At 66.8% G+C, this 13,113-nt stretch carries 13 protein-coding genes; 10 read left to right on the top strand and 3 right to left on the bottom strand.

The window, feature by feature from the left end:
• Positions 1–17 precede the first annotated feature (17 nt).
• The 9 genes from flgE (at position 18) to J2T47_RS02595 (ending at position 9,091) form a co-directional block, all read left to right on the top strand.
• Complete coding sequence (flgE, locus tag J2T47_RS02555; RefSeq protein WP_253442122.1) at positions 18–1,205, top strand: flagellar hook protein FlgE; 1,188 nt, start codon at positions 18–20, stop codon at positions 1,203–1,205.
• Between the two features lie 9 nt (positions 1,206–1,214).
• Positions 1,215–1,943, top strand: coding sequence for a flagellar basal-body rod protein FlgF (gene flgF, locus J2T47_RS02560; protein WP_253442124.1), 729 nt, complete (start codon positions 1,215–1,217; stop codon positions 1,941–1,943).
• A 27-nt stretch (positions 1,944–1,970) separates the two neighbouring features.
• On the top strand, positions 1,971–2,756 hold the full coding sequence (gene flgG / locus J2T47_RS02565) for a flagellar basal-body rod protein FlgG (protein WP_253442125.1): 786 nt from the start codon (positions 1,971–1,973) through the stop codon (positions 2,754–2,756).
• A 2-nt stretch (positions 2,757–2,758) separates the two neighbouring features.
• Positions 2,759–3,421: a flagellar basal body L-ring protein FlgH gene (gene flgH, locus J2T47_RS02570; protein WP_138213236.1), complete on the top strand. Its 663-nt coding sequence runs from the start codon at positions 2,759–2,761 to the stop codon at positions 3,419–3,421.
• A 30-nt stretch (positions 3,422–3,451) separates the two neighbouring features.
• A complete protein-coding gene (locus J2T47_RS02575) occupies positions 3,452–4,555 on the top strand; it encodes a flagellar basal body P-ring protein FlgI (RefSeq protein WP_253442127.1) in 1,104 nt (367 codons plus the stop codon).
• A gap of 3 nt (positions 4,556–4,558) precedes the next feature.
• Positions 4,559–5,599 (top strand): lytic transglycosylase domain-containing protein, encoded by a 1,041-nt coding sequence (locus J2T47_RS02580; protein ID WP_253442129.1) that lies wholly within the window; start codon positions 4,559–4,561, stop codon positions 5,597–5,599.
• Positions 5,596–6,963, top strand: a complete 1,368-nt coding sequence (gene flgK / locus J2T47_RS02585) for a flagellar hook-associated protein FlgK (protein ID WP_253442131.1) — start codon at positions 5,596–5,598, stop codon at positions 6,961–6,963. The genes J2T47_RS02580 and flgK overlap by 4 nt, the downstream gene beginning before the upstream one ends.
• Positions 6,964–6,987: 24 nt before the next feature.
• On the top strand, positions 6,988–7,902 hold the full coding sequence (gene flgL / locus J2T47_RS02590) for a flagellar hook-associated protein FlgL (protein WP_253442134.1): 915 nt from the start codon (positions 6,988–6,990) through the stop codon (positions 7,900–7,902).
• A gap of 142 nt (positions 7,903–8,044) precedes the next feature.
• Positions 8,045–9,091, top strand: a complete 1,047-nt coding sequence (locus tag J2T47_RS02595; RefSeq protein WP_253442136.1) for a hypothetical protein — start codon at positions 8,045–8,047, stop codon at positions 9,089–9,091.
• A 14-nt stretch (positions 9,092–9,105) separates the two neighbouring features.
• On the opposite strand, the gene J2T47_RS02600 is transcribed toward J2T47_RS02595, so the two are convergent.
• The 3 genes from J2T47_RS02600 to J2T47_RS02610 form a co-directional block, all read right to left on the bottom strand.
• On the bottom strand, positions 9,106–9,798 hold the full coding sequence (locus J2T47_RS02600) for a sulfotransferase family 2 domain-containing protein (protein WP_253442137.1): 693 nt from the start codon (positions 9,796–9,798) through the stop codon (positions 9,106–9,108).
• A gap of 386 nt (positions 9,799–10,184) precedes the next feature.
• Positions 10,185–10,514 carry a multidrug/spermidine efflux SMR transporter subunit MdtI gene (gene mdtI, locus J2T47_RS02605; protein ID WP_253442138.1) on the bottom strand — a complete coding sequence of 110 codons (330 nt, stop codon included), beginning with the start codon at positions 10,512–10,514 and terminating at the stop codon, positions 10,185–10,187.
• Complete coding sequence (locus J2T47_RS02610) at positions 10,508–10,879, bottom strand: SMR family transporter (RefSeq protein ID WP_253442139.1); 372 nt, start codon at positions 10,877–10,879, stop codon at positions 10,508–10,510. Before J2T47_RS02610 ends, mdtI begins: the two co-directional genes overlap by 7 nt.
• A gap of 472 nt (positions 10,880–11,351) precedes the next feature.
• On the opposite strand from J2T47_RS02610, the gene J2T47_RS02615 reads away from it, so the two are divergent.
• Positions 11,352–12,989, top strand: a complete 1,638-nt coding sequence (locus J2T47_RS02615; RefSeq protein ID WP_253442140.1) for a SulP family inorganic anion transporter — start codon at positions 11,352–11,354, stop codon at positions 12,987–12,989.
• The last annotated feature ends 124 nt before the right edge of the window (positions 12,990–13,113 follow it).

The raw sequence follows: 13,113 nt of genomic DNA on the forward strand, positions 1-13,113 counted from the left end.
TAGGATGAGCTAACGCCATGAGCTTCAACATCGCCCTGACCGGCCTGAACGCCGTCACCCAGCAGCTGGACACCATCAGCAACAACATCGCCAACTCCGGCACCGTGGGCTTCAAGTCCTCGCGCACCGAGTTCGGCAGCGTCTACGCCGACGGCAAGGGCATGGGCGTGGAAGTCGCCGGCACCACCCAGAGCATCAGCCAGGGCGGCTCGCTGGTGTCGACCAACCGCGCACTGGACCTCGCCATCTCCGGCGGCGGCTTCTTCGTGGTCAAGAGCGGCAACGGCGACACCCAGTACACCCGCGCCGGCGTGTTCAGCCAGGACAACGCCAACTACCTGATCAACGCCACCGGCCAGCGCCTGCAGGGCTACCCGACCGACGCCGCCGGCAACCTGCTGGTGGGCACCGTCTCCGACCTGCAGGTGAAGACCGCCAACCTGCCGGCCAAGGCCACTGACAAGCTGGAGTTCGTCGCCAACCTGGACTCCAACGAGACAGTACCGACCGTCTCGCCGTTCGACCCGCAGAAGGTGGAGACCTACAACTCCACCTACACCAGCAAGATCTACGACTCCCAGGGCAAGGAACACACCCTGACCCAGTACTTCGTGCTGACCGGCACCAACACCTGGGACGCGCACTACGCGGTGGACGGCAATGCCGTCGGCGCCACCCAGTCGCTGACCTTCGCTCCGGACGGCTCGCTGTCCTCGCCGATCGCCTCGGTACCGGTGAGCTTCACCCTGCCCGGTGTCGATCCGATGAACATCGCCCTGGACTACACCGGCACCAGCCAGTACGGCTCGGACTTCGTCGTCACCACCAACCGCACCACCGGCTACGCCGCCGGCGAGCAGACCGGTATCGCGGTGGAGAACGACGGCAAGGTCTACGTCAACTACAGCAACGGCCAGCGCATGCTGCAGGGCCAGGTCGCCCTGGCCAACTTCATCAACTCCGGCGGCCTGCAGAACCAGAGCGGCACCGCCTGGACCGAGACCTCCGCCTCCGGCGCCCCGCTGATCGGCGTGCCCGGCATCGGCCAGTTCGGCTCGCTGTCGGCCGGCAACCTGGAAGGCTCCAACGTCGACATCACCCAGCAACTGGTGGGCCTCATGGAAGGCCAGCGCAACTACCAGGCGAACACCAAGGTGATGACCACCGACAAGGAACTCACCCAGGTGCTGTTCTCGGCCATCTAAGGACTCGTCATGGATCGCCTCGGCTACACCGCAATGACCGCCGCCAGCCGCAGCATGGCGGCGCTGGACGTGCGCGCGAACAACCTCGCCAACGTCAACACCCCCGGCTTCCGCGCCGACCTGGAACACGCCACCGCCGTCGACGTGAGTGGCGCCGGCTATGACAGCCGCCACCTCGCGCGCATCGAAAGCAGCGGCGTGGACATGAGCGCCGGCACCCTGATGGCCACCGGGCGCGACCTCGACGTCGCCATCCAGGGCCAGGGCCTGTTCGCCGTGCAGAGCGGCAACGGCGAGGCGTACACGCGCCAGGGCAACCTGGAGATCGACGCCGACCGCCAGCTGATGATCAACGGCCGCGCCGTGCTCGGCGAGGGCGGGCCGATCACTTTGCCCGAGTACGACGCCATCGCCATCGGCAGTGACGGCACCATTTCGGTGATGCCGCGCGGCGATTTTCTCATGACCGACGTCGACCGCCTGAAGCTGGTAGACGCGCCGGCTGCCTCTCTGGTGAAGAACGCCCAGGGCCTGCTGGTGAGCAAGGACGGCCAGAACGTCGCCGCCAGCGAGGACGTGCGCCTGGTCTCCGGGCACCTGGAGCAGAGCAACGTCTCGGCCATCGACCAGCTGGTGGGCACCATGAGCCTGAACCGGCGGTTCGAGACCCAGGTGAAGATGATGAAGGCCGCCTCGGATCTTGCCGAGGCCGGCGACCGCATGATCCGTGGCGGCTAACCCGCGGCACGCAGACAGGAGCACAACATGAGTTCGGCACTTTGGGTCAGCAAGACCGGCCTGGCGGCCCAGGACACCGCGATGTCCACCGTGGCCAACAACCTGGCCAACGTCAACACCGTCGGCTTCAAGAGCGACCGCGCGGTCTTCGAGGACCTGTTCTACCAGGTGCAGCTGCAACCCGGCGCCCAGGCTGACCAGGTCAACACCGTGCCTTCGGGCATCCAGCTGGGCAGCGGCGTGCGCGTCGTCGGCACGCAGAAGGTGTTCACCGAAGGCAGCATGCAGACCACCGGCCAGCCCATGGACCTGGCCATCGTCGGCAGCGGCTTCTTCCAGGTCGAAGCGCCCAACGGCGACACCTACTACACCGAGAACGGCCAGCTGCAGCTGAACAATGAAGGCATCGTGGTCAACGCCCAGGGCCTGCCGCTGACGCCGAACATCGAAGTGCCGGCCGGCGCCAGCCGCTTCACCGTCGGCAGCGACGGCATCGTCACCGCCGTGCTGCCGGGCGAGACCCTGCCCACCGAGCTGGGCCAGATCACCCTGGTCAACTTCACCAACCCGGCGGGCCTGGAAGCCCTCGGCGGCAACCTCTACAAGGAAACCGCCGCCAGCGGCGAGCCGCAGGAAGGCACGCCGGGCGAGGAAGGCCTGGGCACTCTCAAACAGGGCGTGCTGGAAGGCTCCAACGTGCAGGTGGTGGAAGCGATGGTGAACATGATCGCCATCCAGCGCGCCTACGAGGCCAACGCCAAGGTGCTCGACGCCGCGTCGGGCATGCAGCAGTTCCTCAACCAGACGGTCTGACCATGACGCGCCTTGCCCTGCTGCTCGCCCTGGCGCTGCTCGCCGGATGCCAGAGCTTCGACGAGATGCTGCCGGACGAGGATTCCTCGACCTACCAGCCCCCGGAGCTGGACTACAGCCAGCCGCCGACCACCAGCGGCGGCCTGTTCCGTTCCGGCTACGGCGGCTCGCTGCTGCGCGACAAGCGCGCCATCGGCGTCGGCGACATCGTCACCGTGGTGCTCAGCGAGTCCACCCAGTCGAGCAAGAGCGCGGGCACCAGCTTCGGCAAGCAGTCCAGCCTGGACGTGCCGGTACCGACCATCCTGACCAAGGACTACGGCGGCCTGGAAACCTCCGCCACGGCCAACCGCGACTTCACCGGCTCGGCGAAGAGCTCGCAGCAGAACACCCTCTCCGGCTCCATTGCGGTGACCGTGCACAAGGTGCTTCCCGGCGGCGTGCTGCTGGTGAAGGGCGAGAAATCCCTGCGCCTGAACCAGGGCGACGAGTTCATCCGCCTCACCGGCCTGGTGCGTATCGACGACATCAACCGCTCCAACCAGGTCTCCTCGCAGAACGTCGCCAACGCGAAGATTTCCTACGCCGGGCGCGGCGTGCTCAACGACAGCAACTCGGCCGGCTGGCTGACGCGCTTCTTCACCCATCCGCTGTTCCCGATGTAAGCAGGCGAGCCGTCCATGCGTAGAACGCTCATGCGTAGAAACCTTACCCGCCTGCTGGCGCTGCTCTGCCTGTCCTGGCAGGCGCAGGCGCTGGCCATCCCGCTGCTCGACCTGGTGGACATCGAAGGCGTGCGCGAGAACCAGCTGATCGGCTACGGCCTGGTCGTCGGCCTCGATGGCACCGGTGACAAGAACCAGGTGAAGTTCACCAACCAGTCGGTGGCCAACATGCTCAAGCAGTTCGGCGTGAACCTGCCGCCGAACGTCGACCCGAAACTCAAGAACGTCGCCGCGGTCAGCGTCATCGCCAGCGTGCCGCCCTCCTACAGCGCCGGGCAGACCATCGACGTCACCGTGTCCTCGCTGGGCGACGCCAAGAGCCTGCGCGGCGGCCTGCTGCTGATGACGCCGCTGCAGGGCGTGGACGGCGAGGTCTATGCGCTGGCCCAGGGCAACCTCGTCGTCGGCGGCCTGCATGCGCAGGGGCAGAGCGGCTCCAGCGTGTCGATCAACAGCGCCAACAGCGGCCTGATTCCCAACGGCGCGACCATCGAACGGATGATTCCCAGCGATTTCGCCCAGCGCCCGGACGTGATGCTCAACGTGCGCAAGCCGAGCTTCCAGACCGCCAACCAGGTGATGAACGCGGTCAACGAACGCTTCGGTTCCGGTACCGCCACCGCGCTGGATGGCACCAAAGTGTCCGTCCGCGCCCCGGTCAGCCTGGCCCAGCGCACCAGCTTCATGGCCTTGCTCGAAGGCATGGAAGTGCAGGAAGGCCGCACCCGGCCCAGGGTGGTGTTCAACAGCCGCACCGGCACCGTGGTGATCGGCCAGGGCGTGCGCGTGAAGGCGGCCGCCGTCGCCCACGGCACACTCACCGTGACCATCAGCGAGAACCCCCAGGTCAGCCAGCCGGGGCCCTTCTCCAACGGCACCACGGCGGTCACCCCGCAGTCGGACGTCTCGGTCAGCCAGGACAAGAAGCCGATGTTCAAGTGGCCCGAGGGCACCAGTCTGGAAAGCATCATCAACACGGTGAACAGCCTGGGCGCCACGCCCGATGACGTGATGAGCATCCTCCAGGCGCTGGAACAGGCCGGCGCATTGAACGCCGAGCTGGTGGTGATCTGAAGCATGAGCATCACGTCCCTGAACCGCCCCATCGTGCCGAGCGGCCAGCCCGGCGAGTCGCCCGAGCAGGTGCGCCGCGAGCAGTTGCAGGCAGCCTCCGAACAGTTCGAGGCGATGTTCCTGCAGCAGATCCTCAAGCAGATGCGCAAGGCCGGTGACGTGCTGTCCGCCGGCAGCCCGCTGCGCAGCCGCGACCTCGATACGATGCGCGACTTCTACGACGAAGCGCTGGCCGAGCACCTCGCCACGCGCAAGCAGACCGGCATCGCCGATCTGCTGGTGCGCCAGCTCTCCGCCGAGCCGACCGACACCGCCGAGCCGGTGGCGCTCGCCGATGGCGGTGAGGCGCTGCGCCGGCCTTCGGTGTCCAGCCGCAACCCGCTGGTGGACACCTGGCAGCGTGGCGTGGACCGTCTCGCCCACGCCTGGCAGCAGGGCACGGCGGGCTTCCGCACCCTGGTGGACAGCGTGATCGGTCAGGAGTCCGGCGGCAATACTGCCGCCGTCTCGCCCAAGGGCGCGCGCGGCCTGATGCAGCTGATGCCCGACACCGCCCGCGAAGTCGCCGGCGAGCTGGGCCTGCCTTACGACGAGCAGCGCCTGACCAGCGACCCGGCCTACAACAAGGCCCTGGGCAGTGCCTACCTGGGCAAGCTGCTCGACCGCTACGACGGCCAGCACGTGCTCGCCCTGGCCGCGTACAACGCCGGCCCCGGCAAGGTGGACGAGTGGCTGAAGAACAACGGCGACCCGCGCAGCGGACAGATCGGCATGGCCGACTGGGTGCGCAGCATTCCCTATGACGAGACCCGCGACTACACCCTCGGCGTGCTGCGCCGCGTGCGCGAGGCCCAGGCGCCGGCGCAGCTTCCCGGCAGCGGCCTGTCGCCCGAGAGCGGCCTGAAGCACGCGCCGCAGGAAGGATTTAAGCGCCACGCGGATTCCGTCGCCTATCAGGGACAACAGCCCGAATTTGTTTCCCGACCGGCCTCGGCGGCGTTTGCCCAGCCGATCCGCCTCGAGTCGAAGGAGAATGCCTCTTGAGTATGTTGAGCCAGATCGGCTACAGCGGTCTGCGCGCGGCGCAGATCGCCCTGGCCACCTCCGGCCAGAACGTCGCCAACGCCAACACCCCCGGCTTCAGCCGGCTGAACCCGGTGCTCGCCTCGCTGGCCGGCGAGGGTGGCCTGAACGTCGGTGGCGGCGTGACGGTGACCAGCATCCGCCGCATGGCCAACGACTTCCAGAACCAGCAGCTGTGGCGCGCCACCACCGAGCAGAGCTACTACGACAGCGGCCAGCAGTACCTGTCCGCGCTGGAAGGCCTGATGAGCGGCGATGGTTCGAGCATCAGCGTCGGCCTGGACAACTTCTTCGCTGCACTCAGCGAGGCCACCGCCACGCCCGGCTCGGTCGCCCTGCGCCAGCAGATCGTCAACGAGACGAAGAACCTCGCCCAGCGCTTCAATGGCCTGTCCGGCAACATCGACAGCCAGCTGCGCGCCCTGCAGGAGCAGCGCGGTTCCATGGTCGGGGAGATCAACGGCCTGACCAGCAACCTCGCCGCGCTGAACCGGCAGATCGTCGAGGTCGGCTCCTCCGGCGGCGACACCACGGCGCTGCGCGACCATCGCGAGAGCCTGGTGCAGGACCTTTCCAAGTACGCCTCGATTCGCGTCAACGAGGTAGCCGACGGCTCGCTCACCGTCTCCCTGGCCAACGGCCAGCCGCTGGTGGCCGGCAACTCCGCCGGGCAACTGGCGATCAGCCGCACCGCCAGCGGCGAGCAGGAAATCGCCCTGACCTTCGCCGGCACCAGCTTCCCGCTGGCCCAGGATGGCATGGGCGGTTCCCTCGGGGCGCTGTTCGACACCGAGTACGACACCCTGCGGCCGAACCAGACCGCCCTGCACGAGATGGCCGGACAGTTCGCGCAGATGGTTAACGACACCCTGGCCAATGGCTTCGACCTGAACGGCAACGCCGGCCAGGCGCTGCTCAGCTACAACGCCGGCAGCACCACGGCGATGCTCAGCGTGAACGACCTCAAGCCCGAGGAGCTGGCGTTGTCGGACACCGCGGGCGAGTCCGGTAACAACGTGAACCTGCTGGCGTTGCTCGATCTCAAGGGCCAGTCGATCACCCTCGACGGCAGCCAGGTGACCCTCAACGACGCCTTCGCCGGCCTGCTCGGGAAGGTCGCCAGCGCCAGCCGGCAGAACCAGGCCGACCAGAAGACCGCCACCACCGTGGCCACCCAGGCGCAGGCCCAGCGCGACAGCGTCAGCGCGGTGAGCCTGGATGAAGAGGCGGTCAACCTGATCACCTACCAGCAGGCCTACCAGGCCAACATGAAAGTCATCAGCACCGCCAAGGAGCTGTTCGACTCGATGCTCGCGGCCTTCTAAGGGCCCCTGGCTAAGGAAAGCACCATGCGCATTACCAATGCACAGATCACCGCGCTGATGGGCGGTTCGATGAACAGCAACTCGGCGGCCCTGGGCAAGCTGATGCAGCAGATGTCCAGCGGGCAGCGCATCCTCCAGCCCTCCGACGACCCCATCGCCAGCGTGCGCATGCTGCGCATCCAGCGCGAGGAAGCGAGCCTGGCGCAGTACCGCACCAACATCGGCAACGTCTCGGGCAACCTGTCGACCCAGGAAACCAACCTGCAGGCGACCTCCGACGCGATGCTCAACGTGCGCGACCTGCTGCTCTGGGCGGCCAACGGTTCCAACACCGGAGGTGACCTGAATGCCATGGCCGGCGAGCTGGAGAACATCGAGAAGACCATCGTCAGCTTCGTCAACGTGCGCGACGAGGAAGGTCGCTACCTGTTTTCCGGAACCCTGAGCGATACCGCCGCGGCGACCTACGAGCCGCTGACCGATACCTACGTCGCCACTGGCAACGACAAGTCGCGCCAGGCTGCCGTGGCCAACGGCGTGCAGGTGGAAGAGAACGTCACCGCGCTGGGCGTGTTCGGCAGCAACATGGACTTCCTCAACCAGCTGCACGCCACGGTGAAGATGCTCAAGGACCCGGCGCTGGACATCACCGATCCTGCGGTACATGCGCAGATCGCGGCGACCATCGACAGCCTCGACAGCGCCCACGACGGTGTGCTCGGCGCCATCACCGAGCTGGGTGGCCGGCAGAACACTCTGACCATGCTCAACTCGAGCAACGAGGAGGTGTCGCTGGTGAACCAGAAGATCAACGGCGAGCTGTCGCAGCTGGACTACGCCGGCGCGAGCATCGACCTGAACACCTACCAGCTGGCGCTGCAGGCCACGCAGAAGACCTACCTGAAGCTCAACGACCTGTCGCTGTTCAGTCGCCTGTAAGTTTCTTCGCAGGGGAGCCGGGCCGCACCGCAAGGAGGTCTGGACGCCAATCGGCGGCGCAGTGCCCGGTTCCCCTGCTTTTTATCCCGCCTCCGCCCGGCCCCCAGTGCCGGGCGGAAGCACACCCGGTGCAGAGGTCGCCATGAAGGTCATCAAGCAACTGCCGGCCGCCGCCGTCTTCGATCCCAGTACCCGCCGCGATGTCGTCCTGCCTTCTGCCGGCGAGCGGCAGAACGCCCTGCGCAAGGGTGAGGACAAGGGTGAGAACGCCGCGCAGATGGCGCGGGGCGCGCAGAAGAGCGGCAGCTTCAACCTGCAGCTCAACCAGCAGCTGTCCTCCATACAGTCGGCCGACAGCTACCTGGGCGACCTGCAGGACCGCCTCGGCGGCCTCAAGCTCAACCTCAGCCGCGAACTCAGCGTGCCGCAGTCCCAGGACCGCGAAGGCGTGCGCCAGGCTACCCGGCAGGTCAACGAACTGCTGGAGCAGCGCGCCCAGCGCTCGGACGGCAGCCTCGATGCCAACTTCCGCCTGCGCCTCAACGAGCCGGTGCGCAGCCGCTTCAGCCTCGAAGGCCTGGAGTCGGTACAGGACATCCAGCGCTCGGGCAAGGAAACCCTGCTGTTCAGCGCCGGCCGCCAGCTCGCCGAACCGGCGGCGGTGGTGCTGGACGACGGCATGAGTACCGAGCAGGTGCTGCGCCGTTTCAACGCCACCCTCGGCCAGGCCGGCATTCGCGCCGAGCTGGATGGCGATGGCGCGCTGAAGTTCTCCGCCCCCGAGGCCGACTGGCAGCAGCTCAAGGGCCAGCTGGCGGTGCAGGGCGAGGGCAAGCTGTTCGCCAAGGGCAAGAACACCCGGCTGAAGAGCCAGGAAGAAGGGCTGCTGGCGTTCCCCACCGAGATCAGGACCGATGCTTTCCGCGAACAGCGTCAGTTGCTCGATTCGGTGGTGTCGGCGCTGGACCGCATCGGCGGTCTGCGCGACCAGCTGCGCCATCGCCAGGATGACATCCGCGACTTCCTCGACCGCCATGCCAGCGAAGACGAGCGCGAGTGGGCGCACAACTTTGCCGCTTCGATGCTCGACCGCATGGGGCGCAGCGCCACGCACTACAGTGCGGCGGCGCAGACGGTGGTGGCCCAGGCCAACCTGAGTCGCTTCGCGGTGGTCAGCCTGCTGGCCTGAGCCGACACTGCGCTTCAGCCGATCCGATAGTCGAACAGCTCGATGTCCCGTGCATAGCGCCGAGCAACCAGCTCAAGGGCGCGGTCAGAGTAGAACTGGCGATAGTCCGTCTTGCCGACTGCCTTGTTATGGTGCCCCACCGGGCCCAGGCAGGGCAGCCGGTCGCGCAGGCTGTTCCAGTCCTGCGCGAAGCTTTCCATCCGCCCGATGAAGCCCGGAATCGTCCCGTTCCCGTCGGTAAGGAACCAGGCCTGCGAGCGCAGGTGCCGGTCGATGTGGCGATCATCCAGTTCGCAGGTCCGTACCACGAAGTCTTCGAAGGACATGCCGAAGCGCATGCCGTGGCAGCGGAGGATGTTCCTCAGCCCCTGCTGTTCGGCGTCGACAATCTTGTTCACATAGGCTGAGTAAAGTCGTGCCAGAGGGTCGCGCACGAAGGCGAACACCAGGAGTCCTTCGGCGCTCCGGCGTATGTCGTGGTGCGGCAGGTGGCGGCTGAAGCGTTGTTCGAAATCGGCGAAGCGAGTGCGGTCGGAGCTTTCGTCGCTCAGCCCGCCCAGACCGCCCAGCGCTGCTCGGATCGAGCGGGTCGCCACCTTGGGAATCTGAATGTAGCCGAAGCCCTGGTCGTGGAAAGTCCACAGCTGCGGGGTTTCGCGGGTGATCTTGCGGCGCTTGCGCGCATCTTCCAGGGCGCGCGGGATCACAGTGGCCGCCTCGACAGGCGGCAGATGACCCTGCGCGGACCGGCTTCGAGTGCGCCCTGGCCATTGCCGTTCGCGGTGCGCGTAGTGCGTACTCGGGCGGCGGCCTGTGAGCCACGGATGAGCCCGGCGGCTCGGCGGGACGTACGGGGTGTCACGAAAAACTCCTCCTGTCTTCTCCGGCGGACATTGCCGCCCAGTCCTGCGGGACGACCTGAGGGGTCGTCCGCAAAAGCGGCAATGTTAACGACGGGGTTGCAGGCGAGGGGCGACGCAGGGGGGATGGCATCGCTGGCAGTGGCTTTCGTGAGCTTGGTCATGTTCGGCCGACGTGCCGGGCGCAGCGGGATCGAACCGGGCGGCCGGTGATGCGGGAGACAGTCCCGACTTCAGGCCAGCTTCAGCAGGCCCATGCCCAGCACCAGCATCGCCAGGCCGACCCAGCCGCGCCAGACCAGGCGCTGGCCGAACAGGGCCCAACCCATGGCGACGGTGGCGAGGATGCCGAAACCGCCCCAGATGGCGTAGGCCACCGACAGTTCGATGCCGCGTACCGCCTGCGCCAGCGCGGTGAACGCGCCCAGTACGCAGAGGATCGAGGTCGCGCCGATCAGGCGCTTGCGGAAGCCGTCGGAGTACTTGAGCAGCAGGTTGGCGATCACTTCCAGGACGATGGCCAGGCCCAGCCAGGCCATCGGAATCAGGTCATGGTTCAGCATGTCGCGGCCTCCCCATTCAGGGCGCGGCTGTCTTCACGCGGGCCGGTACGGGTACCGGACTTCACCAGCAGGATGCCGGCGATCATCACCGCCAGGCCCAGGGTCTTGTCCAGGCTCAGGTGTTCGCCGAGGAAGAAGGCGCTGACCAGGGTGATCAGCACGATGCCGATGCCTTCCCACAGGGCGTAGGCCACGCCGACCGGCACGCGCTTGATGGCCAGCGAGAGGAAGTAGTACGACAGGCCGATCATCACGTACATCAGCAGCAGCCCGGCAATCGGGAACAGCGTGTGGGTGAATTTCATCGAGGTGGTGCCAACGACTTCGAAGCCGATGGCGGCCAGCAGATAGATCCAGGAACGCATGGTAAAGCCCTCCCACGGGCAGCCGCGCGCAGTCTCGCTAAGAGCATCCTTGCGGCGGTTTCGGTTCGGGTTCAGTGGTGCCGACTCGGGCGGGAATCACCTGTGGGTGTTCACCGCGCCTGGCGCCACCAGAAGGGGGTGGCCGAAGGGAGGAGCTAGAGGTCGCCGGTCCAGTGACGCTCGCGCGAAACCAGGCGGGAAGTGGGAAGAGGTAGAGCCTTGATGTTCAACATAATGAACATATTGTGCCCATTTTTCGCTTCACTGGCAAATCGACCCGGTTGATTTGCGTCATGAATGCCCATGGACAGGCGCCTGCGAACCCCGTTGGACCCTGCGCGCCATCAGGTCTGTGCAATATTTTGTTCACTTCGTTCGGCCTGCGACAGCGCGCCACAGGCATGACCTGCGCCAGGCCCTTCCGGTGTGCAGCCTGTTAGCATCCACCATCGATATCCCGTCGGAGACTGCGATGATCGCCCTGCGAGAAGCCTGGAAGGCCGGACTCTTCGGTCGTGAGCACTGGACGCGCAACCTGGTCGCCGGGGTCATAGTCGGGGTGGTCGCGCTGCCACTGGCGATGGCCTTCGCCATCGCCAGCGGGGTGAAGCCAGAGCAGGGTATCTACACGGCGATCTTCGCCGGCGTTCTGGTCTCGCTGCTGGGTGGCAGCCGCGTGCAGATCGCCGGGCCGACCGGCGCCTTCATCGTCATCCTCGCCGGCGTCACCGCCAGGTACGGCGTGGACGGTCTGCAGATCGCCACGCTGATGGCCGGGGCGATCCTCGTGCTGCTGGGCGTCAGTCGGCTGGGCAGCATCATCCGCTTCATCCCCGCGCCGGTGATCGTCGGCTTCACCGCCGGCATCGGGGTGATCATCTGGGTTGGCCAGTGGAAGGACTTCTTCGGCCTGCCGACGGTGACCGGCGAACACTTCCACCAGAAGCTCTGGCACCTGATACAGGCGCTGCCGCAACTGCACCTGGCGACGACCCTGCTGGCGCTGCTGAGTCTCGCGCTGGTGCTCTTCACGCCGCGCATCGCCGCGCTGCGCCGGGTCCCCGGCCCGCTGGTGGCGATGGTGGTGGTGACGGCCATCCAGTCGCTGTTCCATTTCGACGGCGTGGCCACCATCGGCAGCGCCTTCGGTGGTATCCCCCAGGGCCTGCCCAGTTTCAGCCTGCCGGAAGTGACCCTGCCGCGGGTGCTGGAACTGATCGGCCCGGCCTTCGCCATCGCCATGCTCGGTGCCATCGAATCGCTGCTCTCGGCAGTGGTCGCCGACGGCATGGCCGGCACCCGGCACGATTCCAACCAGGAGCTGATCGGCCAGGGCATCGCCAACCTGGTCACCCCGCTGTTCGGTGGCATCGCCGCCACCGGCGCCATCGCCCGTACCGCGACCAACATCCGCAACGGCGGCAACAGTCCGCTGGCCGGCGTCACCCATGCGCTGACCCTGGTGCTGATCCTGCTGTTCCTCGCGCCGCTGGCGTCGAACATCCCGCTCTGCGCGCTGGCGGCGATCCTCTTCGTGGTGGCGTGGAACATGAGCGAGGCGCGGCACTTCCTGTTCATGCTCAAGCGCGCGCCGCGGGCCGACGTGGCCATACTGCTGGTGACCTTCCTGCTCACCGTGTTCAGCGACCTGGTGATCGCGGTGAACATCGGCGTGATCCTCGCCATGCTGCACTTCCTGCGGCGCATGGCGTCCTCGGTGGAAGTGCACGCCGACGCCGGTCCCGAACTGGACGTGGAACTGCGCGGCCGCGGCCTCGGCGAGCTGCCACCCGGCGTGCTGGTCTACAGCATCGAGGGGCCGCTGTTCTTCGGCGCGGCGGAAACCTTCGAACGCGCCCTGGCCAAGACCCACACCGACCCGCAGGTGCTGATCATCCGCCTGCGCCATGTGCCGTTCATGGACATCACCGGCCTGCAGACGCTGCAGGAGGTGATTGCGCAGTTGCAGCGACGCGGCATCGAAGTACGCCTGTGCGAGGCCAACGCGCGGGTGCTCGGCAAGCTGCGCAAGGCGGGTGTGCTGGAGGAGATCGGCGCGGGGTATCACCCGGACTTCCCGGCGGCGCTTGCGGCGGGTCTGGAGGAGTAACGGGAGAGCTGGGTGCGTTGGTTTTGCACCCTCTCCCTAGCCCTCTCCCTGAAGGGAGAGGGGACTGGATCGGTGTGAGCGGTGGCGCCGTGCGTCCTTGATGCTGACGTGTCAGGAATACACT

The sequence above is a fragment of the Pseudomonas nitroreducens genome (assembly GCF_024170165.1).
Taxonomy (GTDB): domain Bacteria; phylum Pseudomonadota; class Gammaproteobacteria; order Pseudomonadales; family Pseudomonadaceae; genus Pseudomonas; species Pseudomonas nitroreducens_C.

Coding starts and splice junctions, on each gene's coding strand:
- J2T47_RS02615 (WP_253442140.1), top strand. CDS start 11,352: ATGATCGCCCTGCGAGAAGCCTGGAAGGCCGGACTCTTCGGTCGTGAG.
- flgL (WP_253442134.1), top strand. CDS start 6,988: ATGCGCATTACCAATGCACAGATCACCGCGCTGATGGGCGGTTCGATG.
- flgH (WP_138213236.1), top strand. CDS start 2,759: ATGACGCGCCTTGCCCTGCTGCTCGCCCTGGCGCTGCTCGCCGGATGC.
- J2T47_RS02595 (WP_253442136.1), top strand. CDS start 8,045: ATGAAGGTCATCAAGCAACTGCCGGCCGCCGCCGTCTTCGATCCCAGT.
- flgE (WP_253442122.1), top strand. CDS start 18: ATGAGCTTCAACATCGCCCTGACCGGCCTGAACGCCGTCACCCAGCAG.
- J2T47_RS02580 (WP_253442129.1), top strand. CDS start 4,559: ATGAGCATCACGTCCCTGAACCGCCCCATCGTGCCGAGCGGCCAGCCC.
- mdtI (WP_253442138.1), bottom strand. CDS start 10,514: ATGCTGAACCATGACCTGATTCCGATGGCCTGGCTGGGCCTGGCCATC.
- flgG (WP_253442125.1), top strand. CDS start 1,971: ATGAGTTCGGCACTTTGGGTCAGCAAGACCGGCCTGGCGGCCCAGGAC.
- flgF (WP_253442124.1), top strand. CDS start 1,215: ATGGATCGCCTCGGCTACACCGCAATGACCGCCGCCAGCCGCAGCATG.
- J2T47_RS02575 (WP_253442127.1), top strand. CDS start 3,452: ATGCGTAGAAACCTTACCCGCCTGCTGGCGCTGCTCTGCCTGTCCTGG.
- J2T47_RS02610 (WP_253442139.1), bottom strand. CDS start 10,879: ATGCGTTCCTGGATCTATCTGCTGGCCGCCATCGGCTTCGAAGTCGTT.